The sequence below is a fragment of the Lactiplantibacillus mudanjiangensis genome, from assembly GCF_005405385.1.
In the GTDB taxonomy this organism is placed as follows: Bacteria; Bacillota; Bacilli; order Lactobacillales; family Lactobacillaceae; genus Lactiplantibacillus; species Lactiplantibacillus mudanjiangensis.
Genome location: NZ_BJDY01000005.1, coordinates 256,486 through 272,571, shown reverse-complemented (window position 1 = coordinate 272,571; position 16,086 = coordinate 256,486). Strand labels below are relative to the sequence as shown.

Here is a 16,086-nt window from a genome sequence, read left to right as displayed (position 1 = left end):
GTTCGGTAGTCCCAGGTTTCTCAGGTTCCGTGGTACCAGGTTTTCCGGGTTCGGTAGTCCCAGGATTTTCAGGCTCAGTGGTGCCAGGTTTCTCAGGTTCGGTAGTCCCAGGATTTTCAGGTTCCGTGGTGCCAGGATTACCAGGTTCGGTAGTCCCAGGATTTTCGGGCTCAGTGGTTCCTGGATCTTCTGGATTCTCACTACCACCGGGATGGGTAACGGGTGGTGTTTCCTCTTGTTCTAAGACGATTTCCGCATCGGCCGCGGCTTCATTGTCGTTGTCATCATGATAGGTAGCATCATTTTGGTACACTTCATCGACTAATTCACTAGTGGGTTTTGTTTGGTAGGTCAACTTCAATGGACTTGTAAACTTACCACTAAGCTTAAAGACAATCTGGTTACCATTAGTTGTCACGGTTACCGGTGTTACTTGCTTATTAACTGTGGCCTGTGCTGTTTCTGGAATGTAAACATGATGACCAATTAAAGTGTCAGTAATGACTGGGTTCAGTAAAGTTTGGTCATTATTATTGACGTAAATATTCCAACGGATAGCATCGTGAGTATCTGGATCAACCCACACCGCCGATTTATTCATGGTGATGGGTTCTGGCGTTTCTGGCGGAGTTTGTTCGTCAGTGGTACCGGCGCCATGAACGTTAAGGTTAATATAGCCATTACGGAATAAATTGTCGGTCACTAATTTGTTATTGAGTGTAAATACACCAACATGTGATCCAGCCGCAATGGTAAAGTCACCAATCGTTGATAGGCCAGTAGTACTTTTCATTGGAAAACTAATGGCTTTGGTAATTTGAACGTTGGTGGGAACATAAACAAGAATTGTATCACCTGCGGCTAGCTTGGCCGAATTTGAAATTCGCCATTTATAGCTAACGGTATAACTATTCTCGGCTGACAAAACAGCATCGTGCGCATAAATTTTACCTTGGCTATCTTTAATAACAGCACTTGCCTCATCAAAGCCACTAGTCTCGGTCACAACGCGAGCATGACTAATCAGTGGTGGACTTAAAAATAAAATCAATCCACCAAATAGTGCTAATAGTAACAGTTGCCATTTCCTAAACATGCTTATTCTCCTCCAATCTATATCTGCTGAGGCTGCCGGTCTCAACATCCATAAGTTACCATGAGTATACATGAAGGCGATATCAATAAGGATTGTTAGGAAATCGGCCGAATTAGACCATTTGGACTAATTGGCTTAAAAACGGTATGATGAAAGGGCTAATTTTAACTTTTGAAACGGGGGCTTGGTGATGGCAACACCGAAACAGCCAAAACATAACTTACTAGATGACACAACCAAGGAATTAAATGAATGGACAGGGGAAGCGAAAGCTGTTGAAATTCATCCATTGCGGATGTTTTCGGAAGTCTTTGACCGGCATACCAAAAACGATGCCGATGCGATTTTTATTGCGGGAACAGAAGCCACGACGCCACCGTTAGCAGAAGTATCGGATGCGCCGGTTAAACCGTGGCTGTTTTCGCGAGTACTCGTGGTTCTATTAGTCACATTTAGTTTATTGTTATTGCTATTTTATGCGTTCAAGAATGAGCGAGTCCTCCCAGGGTTATTGGTGATGGGATCGTTAACGGTGCCCTTTTCATTGATGATTTACTTCTTTGAAGTCAATGTGTTCAAAAATGTCTCAATTTTGAGTGTACTGGAAGTCTTTTTACTCGGTGGGGTGGCATCGATGGTGGCGACGATGTTCTTGTACACCTTGATCCCAACCGCCAATGGGACGGCTTTGTGGTCAGCTGCCTTAATTGGCTTGATTGAAGAGACTGGGAAACTTTTGATCATCGCGTGGTTTATTAATCATTTACAATTGAATTATATTTTCAATGGGATGTTGATTGGTGCGGCAGTTGGCGCTGGCTTTGCCGTGTTTGAAACGGCTGGTTACGGGATGGATTATGGGTTAGTTACCTTAGTGATTCGATCCTGGCAGGCAATTGGCACGCACACTTTGTGGTCAGCGATGGTGGGTGCCGCAGTCGTCTTCGCTAAAGACGATTACCGGCCCTTAACGACACAAACGGTATTGCGACCCAAATTTATGCGATTTTATGGGTTAGCGGTACTGTTCCATGCGTTATGGGATTGGCACGTTCCATTTGCTTGGTTAGATATTTTTTACATTCATCAGTTAATCCTAATTGCTGGTGGTTGGGTCGTGATTCTTGTCCTGATTGAAGCGGGATTACGTGAAGTCCGAATGTTGCGACAAGCGGGAATTCCAGCCGAAGAGCATGCGTTTTTACCATTACCGTAGTTTAATTGGTAGTTGGTTTAGCAAGAATCGTTGGTTAAAAATGAGTTAACTTGCCACCTACCGTTCGCTCACCTTGAGCCGGAACGCTGTGGGCAGGCCGGCTCAGCCAAAAAGCGGTCTGAACCGTCGCTTTGAAACACTCAACCCGTGTTTCAAAAACGCCAATCTCTAAGCGCCAATCTCTAAGCGCCAATCTCTAAGCGATAAATCGCTAAGAGATTCCCACGGCTGGGCTCAATGTGAGCTTACTCTCGGTTATGATGGCTACTAAATTGATTAATTCCACGATATAACCGGAGTCGTCCAGTGATGGCACCGGCCGTGAAAGCATCGTTAGTCCAGGTGATTTTCCCGGGCTTACGATGTGGACGACTTTTGAGACTAGCGGTTTAAAAGCGAGGTGGAAGCCCGTACTTTGGCTGGAGCCGTTCCCACAGCCGGCAGAATTGCTGACTAGTGTAGGTGGATAGTACCATAACCTAAAAATAGCGTGATGACACAGCAAATGTGGCTGTTCATCGCGCTATTTTTTATTGATATAAGAAGGTCACCAATTGACGATCGACGGCTGGGTTAATATGTAACAGCGAATGTTCAACCGTGAACGGGCTACCATGCATAATGACCGTTTTTGGCTGCCAGCCCTGTTGACGTAACTTTTGACTAAAAGCTAAAACACCTTTTAATGAAACTTCACCATCGCCGGCTGTTTGCCAGATCTGGCCCCCAATGTTTAGAATCGGTATTTTGGTGGGTAACTGGTGTAATTGAGATGTGACCTGTGGATAAGTCGAGGCAATACTAACAAATTTATGAATCTTAGGTTGTTGCGGTTGCTTGGCGGTATTAACGAGGTATTGCCAAATAATGTTGCTACCAGAAGAATGACCAACGGCATTATAAGTCGTGATATGGTAACGTCTCTTTAATTGTGCCATAACCACGGCTAATTGTTGAGCCTGGCGCTTGGGGTGGTGATTATCGGCGAAAATGACTTGAATTGTAGGATTGCGCCGTAAGGGTGCCCATTGTTTGATGGTCAAGTGCCCATTTTTGGCAACATTAACCACCAAGGCTTTAGTCATCAGATGAGTACTGCTTAAACGATGGACAAAGCCATTGGTTGAAAATGCGCGGGCATAATCGCCAGCGACAAAGACAGTTGGAATGTTGGTCATTTTGACAGTGGTTGCTTTAAGTGGTGCTAATCGCCATTGCCAGTAAGCCCCTGAGCCGATCACAATGCCAACGCTAATACCGGCTAATGATTGAATGATTCGTTTTCGTCGCATCCCCAAAACGCTCCTTTATTGTCTTTCAAATAAACTATTCATAAATCCTATTAAAACGCGGGTAAAAGCTTTTTGCAAATCGTTGGTTAATCCACTAGAATAAAGTTAATTAACAATTGAGAAAGTTGGTTGCGGAATGGAGACTGAATACGATTTAACCATTATTGGTGGCGGTCCCGTAGGCATGTTTGCGGCGTTTTATGCCGGGATGCGGAATGCCAAAGTACAGTTACTCGAAAGTTTGCCAGAGTTAGGTGGGCAAGTTCAAGCCCTTTATCCAGAAAAAATGATTCATGATATTGCTGGCTATCCGGCCATTAAAGGTCGCGAGTTAGTTAAACAATTGGCGACACAGATGCAGACATTTCCAATTGATGTTCACACGAAAAGTGCCGTAACCAACGTGACGGGTGAAATGGGCGACTTTACCATTACCACGGTCGATGGCCGGGTGTCACACAGTAAAGCGATTATTGTGGCGACGGGGACAGGTGCATTTGAACCACGGAAATTAGCCGTACCAGGTGCCGAGCAGTTTGAAGATCAACAATTGTTTTACCATATTCCAAGTTTAGCTGATTTTAAGGATCGAACGGTCTTGGTAGCGGGTGGGGGCGACTCCGCCATTGATATGGCTTTGATGCTAGAACCCGTTGCTAAACAAGTGACGATCATGCATCGTCGCAATCAATTCCGTGCCATGGAACATAGTGTGGACTTGTTAAAGGCCTCGAGTGTGACCGTTAAAACCCCATTTTTGATTAAAACGATCGAACGCTTAGATAACGGCCAATTAGATTTAATGATGAAAGAAGTTCGGGGGGACGCGGAAGAACACGTCGCAGTGGATGACTTAGTTGTGAACTATGGCTTTATTGCCGACAATAAAGCGTTACAAGCTTGGCAAGTAACGCCAAGTATGGCGCATCATCTGATTACCGTGAACTCAGAGATGAATACTGATGTGCCTGGGATTGCCGCCATTGGCGATGCCGTGACCTTTACAGGAAAGCTAGGATTAATTGCCAGTGGCTTTGGCGAAGCCCCTAATGCGGTTAATCAGTTGATGATGCAGCTGTATCCAGAACGGCGTAGTCCGTTGCATAGTACGACTTTATTTGAAAAACGTACGCACCAACAAGCTTAATATTAAAAAAACAATTTCTAACTTTAATAGCTAGGAATTGTTTTTTTTGTCACTAAACGGCTGTTTTTTTATGAAAATGATTTTGCGTAAGAGCCGACGATACCGAATCCAGTGACTGAAAGTAATAATAATTAGAACGATAATTAAGGCAGTCCAATCAAAATAATCAGCCAATTTCAAAGCAAAAATGAAAAAAAGCACAGTTATGAACCAATCAATTATGATTTGTCGACGAGCAATGCGCCGCCAATACTTGTAATCGGATTGAGTGGTGACCTCAAAATCGTGTGTCAATCGTAGCTTTCTAAACATGTAACTATTGATTGAGGCCGGTATAGCCAAACATACAATTAAAGCGCCAGTTGTCCAGCTGAGTTGATTGTGCGCGATATCAGTTAAAAAGCTGATAAAAAAGGTGAATCCAACAAGTAATGATAGCAAGGAAAAACTGATCGCCAATTGGTGATCGCGCTCCTGAGTTTGTCTGGGGGTTAATGGGCCAAATAAATCAGTGCTAAAGTCGATTAGTGCTTTTGTTAAGCGTTGCATAGAAATTCCCCCTTATCATAATTTAGTATGGAAAAAGCCAATACCCATAAGAGTGATGGCTATTGGCTAAACGTGACTCATCGGTGACTTCTAGGCACCAGTAACTGAATAAAACTAGTGAGTGGCAAGTGTGAGCGGCGATAATTACGATAAAGCTCGAAGCCATTGTCGACCCAACCACCACCAATCAAATAGCAACCAAGCACTGCTAGGGCAAATCCCATAATACTGAGTAGAATCATTATATGACCAGCTTTCTTTGCTTAGATTTTATTCAATGCTAACCGTATCATAACGTGGTTCAATGCTAAAACGGTTACATTGTCACAAACGTCTAAAAAATCGACTTGAACGCACATAAAAACCGGCTCTCAGATAATGGGAGCCGGTTTAAGTCATGCTTATTTCTTAGAACTACTACTGCTGTTAGTCGTTGACGTGTCATCCGGATTGGTAATTTGAATCCGAGTGGAGTTTGTCTTCTTATGTGACGCTTCTGGCGCATCAGTCTTGTAGAGTGATGTCGTCGATTTATCACCATTTTCAGCGTAGAGACTAGTTGCTGATTTCTTCAAGGCATTTTCAATCTTGATTTCTTTTTGCAAGCCGTCCGCATAGTTGTATTTCGACGCGTCAACTTTCTTAAAGCCCTTAGGATGATAGAAGCGTAATAAGTTTTTCGAGTTTAATGAATCTGACAAACTCAATTCTTTATTCACTTTCTTCTGATCCTTATCGATGACTTTTTGAATGGCATCGGTCATTTCAACTTGTTTACCCGTGGCATTGCTATAAACTTTGTCACTTAGTACCGTATACTTCGGTGTGACAAAGTCACGATTTCGAAAGGCGACAACTTGATCATGTTGCTTAGAGAAGAGGTCGGTCCCGAATTGAATATAACGTTTGCTAGAAATTCCTAATAGATGCAAGATTGTTGGCAAGACATCAATTTCACCACCGTAAGTGGATTCGATTTTACCACCTTTAGTCCCTGGCAAGTTGATCATGAACGGTACGCGTTGCAATTGCGCGCTGTCGTAGCTCGTCCAATCATCACTACTCTTACCAAGCAGTGGGGCCAAGGTTGAGTTTTCACTATTAGATAACCCATAATGATCCCCATACAAGACAATCATCGAGTTCTTCAACAAGCCCGATTTTTTCAAATAAGCGTAAAATTCTTTAATCGATTGATCCAAATAATGCGCTGTTTGGAAGTAACCGTTAATAGCTGAATCACTGGTATCAGTCGTTTTAAAAGTGGTATCTTCCTTATCCATCGTAAATGGAAAATGGTTGGTGACAGTGATGTACTTGACGTAGAACGGCTGTTGCAAGCGTTCCAGATACTTCACTGAATCCTTAAAGAGTAGCTTATCTTTCAACCCATAACCGGTTGATTTATCCCCGGTCGTATCGAAGTAACTGGCATCAAAGAAGTACTGATAGCCCATGTTCTTATAAGTGTTATTCCGATTCCAGAAACTAGCCACGTTTCCATGGAAGACCGCCGAACTATAATTACTGCGCTGATTTAAAATTGCCGGTGCCGCTTGGAATGTATTATCTGATCCAAGTTGGGCGAACAGTGAACCGGTCGATAATCCATAAGTACTGGTTTCCAACATGTTTTCGGCATCACTGGTCTTCCCTTGGCCAACTTGATGGAAGAAGTTCTTGAACGCATAAGTCGATTGACTATGATACAACTTATTCAAGAATGGGGTGACTTCTTTGCCATTAACCTTTTTCCCAATTAAAAACTGTTGGAAACTTTCCAAGTGAATCACAATTACATTGCGACCTTTAGCAATCCCATACATGCTACTGTTGGGACTGGCATAATGGGACTGGGTGAAGTCTTTGACGGTATCTAGTTCAGACTTCTTAGCACTAGCACGTTGGTGATTGGTGCGTTCATCTTTAATCCCATCGTAAAGTGAAAAGGCATCAAGACCTAAGTATTTGACGATGTAATTATTATCAAAGGTTCGCGTCAACAGTTGGGGCCGATTGGCTTCGGCTAACGCTAAGTTTAAGGCAAACCCAGCAATCGCGACTGATGTGATTGCAAAAGCTTTACGTTTACGAATTGGTTGATCATCATGTCGGAATCGTTTGAAGAGATACAATCCTAACATGACGATGATATCGATCCAATACAACCAATCATACCAATGGACTAAAGCCAGTGATGAGCCAGTTAGTCCCTGACTAACTTTAGAATAGCCCGTAACGGTACTGACGGTCATAAAGTCGGTAAATTCGCGATAATAAATGATATTGGCGTATAAAATCACGGTGTTTAGCGTATCTATTAATAAGAGTAAATAATAATAAAAACCGGTTTTGCGAATATACAAGGCTAATCCAAATAAAAAGACCGTAATGGCAATTGGATTGACCAGCATTAACAAGACTTGCAGAATATCAGACACGCCGAGTGAAAATTCTGTCAAATAAGCGTAGATTGTTTTGGCCCAAAAGAAGAGCACGAGTAACCAAAAGAATCCCAGCCGCGTATTTAGACGCTGGCGGAGTTGCTTTAACATATTAATCAGACCTCATTTGTCACAATTTTGGATATGACTCGATAAACAGTCATCATGTCATTTTAACATATCTCGTCGTTTTGAATGGTTAACATCTCGTTAAAGCCAGCGAGATTGACGGCGTTAAATAAAAACGGTATTCTCAAATTTAAAGATGGAGGCGCGAGTATGCAAATTAAAATGAGTAACCAAACAGATTCGACGGTTTACGCCGATGCGATTATGATTCGTAAGGCAGTATTTATCACAGAACAACACATTGATCCCGCATTAGAGCTTGACCAAGTGACTGATGCGACATGGCATTATGTCGGTTATACGACGGATGGTGCGGTTACCACAGCCCGGATGACGCCAGAAACAGATGGACAAACGTTACATATTCAACGGGTAGCCACGTTAGCGGATGCTCGGGGACATGGTTATGCGCGGGCATTACTCACGCAAATGATTGCGGATGCGCGGCAACAAGGGTATCAACAATTAACGCTAGGGGCGCAAGTGACCGCACAAGGGTTTTACACAGCCTTAGGTTTTCAACCAAGTGGCGAACCATTTACTGAAGCAGGATTGCCCCATCAAACGATGACGTTAACCCTTTAAAATGATTATTTCGGTCAACTGGATTAGTGGTATTCTTAGATTAGAGAGAATGAGAACTATCTGGGAGTGGATAGGATGGACTTACCAAAAGCAGTTACGGTGGCTGATGTGGCGACCAATCTAGAACACCAATTAACATTTATGGATATTACGTTGAATGAACAGACGTATCCAAAACCCAAACCAAAACAGCATGGCTTTTTAGCGAAGGCTTTAAATCACGATCCGTTTGCGGTCGGCAAGTTGACGATCACGCCGGGCCGATTAACATTGGCTGATGAACATGGTGCTGAATTTTGCTCCTTTGGCCCAACGATGATCAATGGACTGACCATCGGTATTTACCATTCGGTGACCAATGATTATGGCCCGATCGTCAAATTCAAAGATCGCTTGACGGTTAATTTAGAAATTGACACATCGGCGGCAACATATCATTTGTTAAATGATGATTTGACGGTGATCCCAGCGCTATTGGTTTGGGCGCAGGATTATCAATTGACGGTCAAGGATCCGATGAAGTTGCGAGATTTACCAGTAGATACTGTGTGGGCTGATGTGACGGCCACACAAGTTAAGGCTTGGGCAGCGGGCACACCATATGCCAAAGAATTTCAAATTTCCGGGGCTAAACCACGGGGATAAAATAACTAAGGATTGAAAGTTATTTTTTACGGCAAGTTTTCGCCATTTGCTTGCCACCTACCGTTCGCCCACATTGAGCCGGAACGCTGTGGGGGGACCGGCTCAGCCAAAAGGCGGTCTGAACCGTCGTTTTGAACCACCCAACCCGTGTTTCAAAAGCGCCAGGCTCTAAGCGATAAATCGCTAAGTGCCCCCACGGCTGGGCTCAATGTGGACTCGCTCTCGGTTATAATGGTTGCTTAGATTAATCGGTTTGCAAAATAACCGGAGCCAGCCAGGGATGACCAATTTAGCACGATTTAAGCCAATATTGCTTATTTTTTTCGGTTGAATGACAGCTGGATCAGCTCGACGATTGAGCATTTAACGAAACATCATTTTAGATTGCTAAGTCTAAAGTGATGTTTTTTTGTGCCCTGATTTAAATGTGACTAAGTGAGCAAATAGATCTCATTAGTCCCAATTTTTACCAGCTCACGTTGACTGATTTGGTCAATTAAAATTCACACAATTTGAAACAAAAGTTGATTCAACAGTGTTTGAACGAAATTGTGCGGCTTTTAATTAAGTCTTTTTTACGGTTAGTTTTTAGTTATTTGTTCGTGAATTAATCATATTATTTTCAGACCACGGTAATATTTGCGGCCGAAAACCATGCTAGGATTATTACTAATGTTTCTGGTATGCCAGACAACGCACCACTACTAAAAGTTAGGATGATGACAATGGCAAACAGTTTGATGCAACACTTGATGAATCGATGGCGGCCCAAGAAAAAAGCCGTCTTAATTCTCGGCAGTGGTCGTTCCGGGACGTCCGTCTTAACGAAATGTATTAGTTTTATGGGCATCTCGCTAGGCACTAATAACTTATTGGGCCCTAGTAAGAAGATCAATCCCAAAGGCTATTTTGAGAATAAAGATGTGATTAAGATCCATAAGTCGATTGGGAGTAAGATTCGTTATCGTCCAGCCTTTGCCGGTTATGAGGATAGTGCCAAAATAAAAAAAGATCGCGAAAACTTGACCAAATACTTAACTGATTTTTTTGCAGATGAACGATACTTAGCGATTAAAGATCCCCGGATGAATGATTATATCGAGCTCTGGCAAGCAGTACTAGCTGATATCAACGTGCAACCGGCTGAGATTATTTTAATCCGTAACCCGATTGATGTGGTGAATTCCAATAGTCGGGCTTGGCATCGCGATGCGACTTTGGCTTTACGTCAATGGCAAGTGCGGACCTTATTGTCGTTGCGTGATACGAAGAATCAGAATCGGATTTTAATTACTTACGAGGCTTTATTTAATGAAACGTTACCGACCTTAAAACGCATTGCTGATCAATTGCAATTACCATGGCCAAGCGATGAAGGGACATTGCAGGCTGAAATTGATGGCTTCATTGATCCAAACTTGCAACATAGTGACAGTGCGCAAAGCTTGGCCGACTTTAAAGCGGATAACAATATCGATCCGGATGCGAAGACCTTGTATTTATTAGCAGTGCGAGCGGCGAATGATCCTGAATTCTTTGAATCAGAAGAATTTGATCTCAAAATTAAACAATTAACTGATCAATATGTGACTAAACATGGGTCCTTATATCGAGACTTTAATAAAAAGATTCCTGGTAAGACCGTTTATGTTTGGGGGAATGATGCAGCGGCCGTGGAACACGTGAATGATCAATTAACCGAACTTGGTGTGGTGTTACAAACGGCCGATAATACCCGCGCACATCAATTACAAACACAATTAAGTCAAAAGTTGGCGACGACCCAGCCTTGGGAGGTCACGTATCCAAAAGATTATGTCTTAGTTAGTGACAAAGAAGATTTAAATAACTTTATTCGTAAACATGCCAAACATGATGATGTTTGGGGCTTAGGTGATGTTGCCGCTAGCTCGGTTGTTGAAATGATCATGGCCGTTAGTGACGAAATGGGCTTAGCGACTCGTAACTTGGTTTTAGTCGCAGACTTTGAACAATTACAACAAGATCCAGCAGCCTTAAAGGTGGCCTTACGATCCACCGTGCGTGTCTTGCATGCGGTCAAAGACCAACCTTACTTGATTATCCCAGCGGCCGCGGTGACACAACCGGATACGCAAACTCAATTGGCAACTTTCGTACAACAAGATGAGGTTGTCGTTGAAAACAACTCAGCGGTATCGATGCCAGAAGCGCCACTAACGTTGGCCCAGGTTGCCCAAAACTTGGCACAGCTAATAACAGCAGCTAGTCAAGATCCGGCTAACCAAGCCGCTTTGCAACAATATTTAGCGTTATATCATGACAAAATTTTAAAACAGATAGGTGATTAATAATGACAAAAACAACAGTAGGTATTTTACCGCACGGCGGCCAATTAATTGATTTATTAGATGAGTCTGACGCAACACGACAAGCTGCTGAAAAATTACCAAGCTTAACAATCAATGCGTGGAATCTATCCGACTTGGAACTCATTGGGATTGGTGGCTTTAGTCCACTGACTGGCTTTATGTCGGAAGCTGATTATCGCGGTGTCGTCGACAACATGCATTTAACGAACGGCGTATTGTGGTCTATTCCGATTACGCTTCCGGTTGATGAAGCCACGGCTGAAACGGTGACAATTGGGCAAGAAGTTGCCTTAAAGACCGCTGATGGGACTTTATATGGGACCTTAACCGTGACCGATAAATTCCGACCTGACAAACAAGTCGAAGCCCAAAAGGTCTATGGCACTACTGAAAGTGCGCATCCTGGAGTAAAACGCATGCTTGATAACGGTGATGTCTATTTAGGTGGTCCCATTAAATTATTGAAACAACCGAGTCATGGTGAATTCGATCAATTCTATATGGCACCCAAAGCCACGCGCCAAATGTTTCATGAATTAGGGTGGGAAACCATTGTTGGTTTCCAAACACGTAATCCGATTCATCGTGCTCATGAATTTATTCAAAAAACGGCGCTTGAAAGTGTTGATGGCTTGTTGTTGAATCCACTTGTTGGTGAAACCAAAGCTGATGATATTCCGGCCGATGTGCGGATGGACAGTTATCAAACGATTTTGAAGCATTATTATCCCGCTGATCGTGTCCGCTTAGTCATTTATCCAGCGGCGATGCGTTATGCGGGCCCTCGTGAGGCCATCTTACATGCAACGGTCCGCAAAAACTATGGCTGTACGCACTTTATTGTCGGCCGTGATCATGCCGGTGTTGGTGACTACTATGGGACTTACGAAGCCCAAGCCTTGATTACGTCCGTTGAATCCGAACTTGGGATGGGCTTCTTCAAATTTGAAAATTCTTTCTATTGCAAACGTTGTGGCTCAATGGCGACGGCGAAGACTTGCCCACATCCAGATGACGACCATATTTCGTTGAGCGGGACTAAGGTCCGGAAGATGTTAAGCGATGGCGTGGTACCACCAAAAGAAGTGTCACGACCAGAAGTCGCTCAAGTCTTAATTGATGGGTTAAAACGAAAGGCGGCGATGGTTCATGAGTAAATCAACCAATATTACTTGGCAAAATACGCAAGTTAGTAAGCAACAACGTCAAACATTAGCCGGTCATCGCAGCCCCGTGCTGTGGTTCACCGGGTTGTCAGGTTCTGGTAAATCAACGATTGCCAATGCGGTAGCGCAACGGCTTTATGAAGAACAAGTGAATAGCTATGTTTTAGATGGCGATAATATGCGCTTTGGACTGAACAGTAATTTAGGCTTTTCTGCGGCTGATCGGCAAGAAAACATTCGTCGGGTCGGTGAAGTGTCTAAATTGTTTGTTGATGCCGGTGTCATTACACTTACTGCGTTTATTTCACCTTATCAAGCGGATCGCGACCAAGTGCGTGACTTATTGGCAGCGGGTGAATTTGTCGAAATCTTTGTAGATACGCCACTTGCCGTGTGTGAAGAACGTGATGTGAAGCAATTATATGCCAAGGCTCGTCGTGGTGATATCAAAGGCTTTACTGGGATCGATGCGCCTTATGAGGCGCCAACGCAACCGGAAATTACTATTGATACGTCGAAACAACCATTAAGTGAGTCGGTCGAACAAATCATGCGCTATTTAACCAATCATGGTTATTTAGACCTGTCAGCTTAACACGGGTGGCTTGATGATGTTAACTGAAATTTTAACGATGATTCAGCAACATGCCAACATCTATGTTTACCGCCATCAAAATCCTGATCCGGATGCGTTAGGTAGTCAATTCGGGTTAATCGGTTTGTTGCAACAGGCCTTTCCTGATAAAAATGTGATGGCTGGTGGCACGCCGAGTCAGACTTTGGCGTGGTTAAGCGATCCAGCAGCGATAACATTAGAAACACCGCAAGCCGATGATCTCATTATTGTGGTGGATTGCGCTAATGCGCAACGCATTGATGGCGCACTACCGGTGGGGATTCCTGTCATTAAGATTGATCATCATCCTAATCTAGATCCATATGGACAGTTGAATTGGGTTGATCCCGATTTCTCGAGTTGCGCGGAAATGATCTATACGTTTTATCAAGCTAACTATCAACAGTTGACGTTGGATACGGCAGCGGCGAGTCGCTTGTATGCCGGGATCTTAGGTGATACGGTTCAATTTTCAACACCAGAAACGACGGCCCGGACGTTGAGTATCGCCGCGAAGTTAGCGGCATTAGGTGTGGATGTCAGTCGTGTCAGCCATCAGGTGACGGATCTAACACCACGAATTAGTAAGTTGGCCGGTTACGTGTTAAGCAATCTGGAAGTTGATGATCATGGAGTTGGCATCTTAACATTGACCCAACGCACGTTGCGTCAATTAGGGTTGCGGTTAGATGAAGTCGATGCTGTGGTGGCCTTACCGGGAAAATTAACCAATGTCCGAGGTTGGCTGTGGTTGATTGAACATCCTGATGGCACTTATCGGGTGCATTTGCGTTCTAAGCAAGTGCCAATCGATGATTTAGCTCGACGTTTTGGTGGTGGCGGCCATCCGTTGGCTAGTGGTACTTATGTTCAAAACTTAACGGTGGCTGAGCAGTTAATTGAGCGCATGCGAGAGCTTTTTTAAGTCAAACGTGTTTTACTTAAAGATATAGGATAAAATATTCGGCGGTTCTCCAAGTTGGAGGCCGCTACATTTATTAGTAAAGGTGTCGATGATATGCGCAAGAAAGTTTGGCTCATCATTTTAATTGTGGTGGTACTTGGTGGCGGGGCTGCCGGTTGGTATGGCTATCAATCCGCAACCAAGACGACTAGCAATGGTAGCAAGGTCCGTTCAGACAGTGCGGTTAAGAAGGATATTAATTCGCGGCTGGTTTATGGTGGTATTAAGAAACAAAAATCAACAACCACTAAGATAAAAAAGGCTGCTGCTAGTGGATCTAGCTATACCTTTAGTAACATGTATACTAAAGTGAATGCGTATGGAAGTTCGCCACTGACCGCGATTGCAGCGTTCCATACGACTAAAGCGGCTAAAGTGACGTATACAGTCGTTGGAAAGACAAGTAAGACGTCGATTACCAACAAGACGACTAAGTATACGAAGAACCATACGTTACAAGTGCTTGGTTTGTATGCTAACTATAAGAACAAAGTCAAAGTGACGGTCACTTATAAGAATAAGACCAAACAAACGAAGACGATCTATTTGAAGACTAAGAAGTTACCAAGTTCATTGTCTTCTATGAAGGTCTCGGTTAAGAAGAATAACAAGTCAAAGATGGTCTTAGGCTCGGGTAATTCTAAGTTAACCTTTATGGTCCGGACAACCATCTCTGGTAAAAACAAGTCTAAGAACTATTCCTTTGGGATGGATGCGGATGGAACAATTCGTTGGTATACGACACGTCCAACCTCGCATATCTTTAAGCAATTAAGTAATGGACATTTGTTGATCTGGACGAAGTCGAAGAAGTCTAATTCCTACTTTAATCAATTAGTTGAAATGGATTACACGGGTAAGATGTACAAGGTCTATCGCTTAAACCATAAAGCATGGGGGAAGACGGCTGGTTCTAAGAAACAAAACCATAACCAAATTCACCATGATGTGACTGAATTGCCAAATGGTGATTTGATCGCCACGGTTTCTGATGGTGGTCGGAAGTATGTTGAAGATACGATGATCGTGATTTCGCATAAGACCGGTAAGATTACCAAGGTCATTAACATGAAGAACATCTTACCAGCGAAATTCTATGAACAATATTCCGCAACCAAGTCTTCTAAGTACATGGGTAAAACTGACTGGTTCCATGAAAATTCGGTTTATTACGATTCAACCGATAAGAGCTTGATTATTTCTAGTCGGAATCAAAACTTGGTCATGAAGATTGATTACAAGACTGAAAAGATTAAGTGGATTCTATCGGGTAAGAAACGTTCAGCTTGGCCGAAGTCTTATCGGAAGTATTTGTTGAAGGCGAGTGGCAAGATTTCTTGGCCAGGTGGTCAACACGCTGCGATTGTTGATCCATCAACGTTGAAGAATAAGAATTCCTTGAATCTATTAATCTTCAATAATAACATTGCGGTCGGGACCACGAAGTCGTCATTGGCTAAATCTTCTGGTAAGTATTCAGAAGGTGTCGAATACCATATTAACGAAAAGACCAAGACAATTAGTCAAGTCGGTAGTTATGGAAAATCGTTAGGTAAGGCCAACTTTAGTAATATTATCGGGTCGAACCGTTACCTCAGTAGCAGTAATCGCTTGATTGACTTCGGGTGGTTAGATAACGGTGATGCCGCGAATATTATTGAATATGACACAAAGACGAAAAAACAAGTCTTTAACGTGAAGTTAAGTAATTTGGGGAGCGGCGGTTACGTTTATCGGGCCGAACGATTCTCCTTATATCCAACGAAACACAGTTACGGAACTAATGAATAGGTATGAATTCAAAGGAAGAGTTTGGGATAACACCCAAACTCTTTTTTGCATTAAATAACTATAGTCGCACGCTTCTTTTTTTGGCCAGTTTTAAA

At 43.1% G+C, this 16,086-nt stretch carries 13 protein-coding genes; 9 read left to right on the top strand and 4 right to left on the bottom strand.

Features of this window, described 5'->3' with window-relative positions:
* Positions 1-1,096: Ig-like domain-containing protein (locus tag FFM84_RS16420; RefSeq protein ID WP_137643812.1), on the bottom strand; the 1,096-nt coding region annotated here is incomplete at its 3' end.
* Positions 1,097-1,286: 190 nt separating this feature from the next.
* Here FFM84_RS16420 and FFM84_RS12440 point away from each other — a divergent pair.
* Positions 1,287-2,312 carry a PrsW family intramembrane metalloprotease gene (locus FFM84_RS12440; protein ID WP_130845514.1) on the top strand — a complete coding sequence of 342 codons (1,026 nt, stop codon included), beginning with the start codon at positions 1,287-1,289 and terminating at the stop codon, positions 2,310-2,312.
* A gap of 530 nt (positions 2,313-2,842) precedes the next feature.
* Here the strand turns inward: FFM84_RS12440 and FFM84_RS12435 are convergent.
* Entirely contained in the window at positions 2,843-3,604 is a 762-nt protein-coding gene (locus tag FFM84_RS12435) for an alpha/beta hydrolase (protein ID WP_130845515.1), read from the bottom strand.
* Between the two features lie 136 nt (positions 3,605-3,740).
* On the opposite strand from FFM84_RS12435, the gene FFM84_RS12430 reads away from it, so the two are divergent.
* Positions 3,741-4,751, top strand: coding sequence for an NAD(P)/FAD-dependent oxidoreductase (locus tag FFM84_RS12430; protein ID WP_130845516.1), 1,011 nt, complete (start codon positions 3,741-3,743; stop codon positions 4,749-4,751).
* A gap of 30 nt (positions 4,752-4,781) precedes the next feature.
* Here FFM84_RS12430 and FFM84_RS12425 read toward each other — a convergent pair whose 3' ends face one another.
* Positions 4,782-5,300: a hypothetical protein gene (locus FFM84_RS12425; protein ID WP_130845517.1), complete on the bottom strand. Its 519-nt coding sequence runs from the start codon at positions 5,298-5,300 to the stop codon at positions 4,782-4,784.
* Positions 5,301-5,701: 401 nt separating this feature from the next.
* Positions 5,702-7,855 carry an LTA synthase family protein gene (locus FFM84_RS12420; protein ID WP_130845518.1) on the bottom strand — a complete coding sequence of 718 codons (2,154 nt, stop codon included), beginning with the start codon at positions 7,853-7,855 and terminating at the stop codon, positions 5,702-5,704.
* Between the two features lie 168 nt (positions 7,856-8,023).
* Here FFM84_RS12420 and FFM84_RS12415 point away from each other — a divergent pair, with 168 nt between their 5' ends.
* The 7 genes from FFM84_RS12415 (at position 8,024) to FFM84_RS12385 (ending at position 15,991) form a co-directional block, all read left to right on the top strand.
* Positions 8,024-8,458: a GNAT family N-acetyltransferase gene (locus FFM84_RS12415; protein ID WP_130845519.1), complete on the top strand. Its 435-nt coding sequence runs from the start codon at positions 8,024-8,026 to the stop codon at positions 8,456-8,458.
* A 75-nt stretch (positions 8,459-8,533) separates the two neighbouring features.
* Positions 8,534-9,103 carry a hypothetical protein gene (locus tag FFM84_RS12410; protein ID WP_130845520.1) on the top strand — a complete coding sequence of 190 codons (570 nt, stop codon included), beginning with the start codon at positions 8,534-8,536 and terminating at the stop codon, positions 9,101-9,103.
* A 725-nt stretch (positions 9,104-9,828) separates the two neighbouring features.
* Entirely contained in the window at positions 9,829-11,433 is a 1,605-nt protein-coding gene (locus tag FFM84_RS12405) for a sulfotransferase family protein (RefSeq protein WP_130845521.1), read from the top strand.
* Positions 11,434-11,435: 2 nt separating this feature from the next.
* Positions 11,436-12,611, top strand: coding sequence for a sulfate adenylyltransferase (gene sat, locus FFM84_RS12400; RefSeq protein ID WP_130845522.1), 1,176 nt, complete (start codon positions 11,436-11,438; stop codon positions 12,609-12,611).
* Positions 12,604-13,215, top strand: a complete 612-nt coding sequence (gene cysC, locus FFM84_RS12395; RefSeq protein WP_130845523.1) for an adenylyl-sulfate kinase — start codon at positions 12,604-12,606, stop codon at positions 13,213-13,215. Before sat ends, cysC begins: the two co-directional genes overlap by 8 nt.
* A gap of 16 nt (positions 13,216-13,231) precedes the next feature.
* Positions 13,232-14,161 carry a DHH family phosphoesterase gene (locus FFM84_RS12390; protein ID WP_225424656.1) on the top strand — a complete coding sequence of 310 codons (930 nt, stop codon included), beginning with the start codon at positions 13,232-13,234 and terminating at the stop codon, positions 14,159-14,161.
* Positions 14,162-14,254: 93 nt separating this feature from the next.
* Complete coding sequence (locus FFM84_RS12385) at positions 14,255-15,991, top strand: aryl-sulfate sulfotransferase (RefSeq protein WP_130845525.1); 1,737 nt, start codon at positions 14,255-14,257, stop codon at positions 15,989-15,991.
* The last annotated feature ends 95 nt before the right edge of the window (positions 15,992-16,086 follow it).

What these genes read in the sequence shown, in the direction of transcription:
- FFM84_RS12405 (WP_130845521.1), top strand. Translation starts at nt 9,829, where the DNA reads ATGGCAAACAGTTTGATGCAACACTTGATGAATCGATGGCGGCCCAAG.
- FFM84_RS12385 (WP_130845525.1), top strand. Translation starts at nt 14,255, where the DNA reads ATGCGCAAGAAAGTTTGGCTCATCATTTTAATTGTGGTGGTACTTGGT.
- FFM84_RS12415 (WP_130845519.1), top strand. Translation starts at nt 8,024, where the DNA reads ATGCAAATTAAAATGAGTAACCAAACAGATTCGACGGTTTACGCCGAT.
- FFM84_RS12425 (WP_130845517.1), bottom strand. Translation starts at nt 5,300, where the DNA reads ATGCAACGCTTAACAAAAGCACTAATCGACTTTAGCACTGATTTATTT.
- FFM84_RS12440 (WP_130845514.1), top strand. Translation starts at nt 1,287, where the DNA reads ATGGCAACACCGAAACAGCCAAAACATAACTTACTAGATGACACAACC.
- sat (WP_130845522.1), top strand. Translation starts at nt 11,436, where the DNA reads ATGACAAAAACAACAGTAGGTATTTTACCGCACGGCGGCCAATTAATT.
- FFM84_RS12420 (WP_130845518.1), bottom strand. Translation starts at nt 7,855, where the DNA reads ATGTTAAAGCAACTCCGCCAGCGTCTAAATACGCGGCTGGGATTCTTT.
- cysC (WP_130845523.1), top strand. Translation starts at nt 12,604, where the DNA reads ATGAGTAAATCAACCAATATTACTTGGCAAAATACGCAAGTTAGTAAG.
- FFM84_RS12390 (WP_225424656.1), top strand. Translation starts at nt 13,232, where the DNA reads ATGTTAACTGAAATTTTAACGATGATTCAGCAACATGCCAACATCTAT.
- FFM84_RS12410 (WP_130845520.1), top strand. Translation starts at nt 8,534, where the DNA reads ATGGACTTACCAAAAGCAGTTACGGTGGCTGATGTGGCGACCAATCTA.
- FFM84_RS12430 (WP_130845516.1), top strand. Translation starts at nt 3,741, where the DNA reads ATGGAGACTGAATACGATTTAACCATTATTGGTGGCGGTCCCGTAGGC.
- FFM84_RS12435 (WP_130845515.1), bottom strand. Translation starts at nt 3,604, where the DNA reads ATGCGACGAAAACGAATCATTCAATCATTAGCCGGTATTAGCGTTGGC.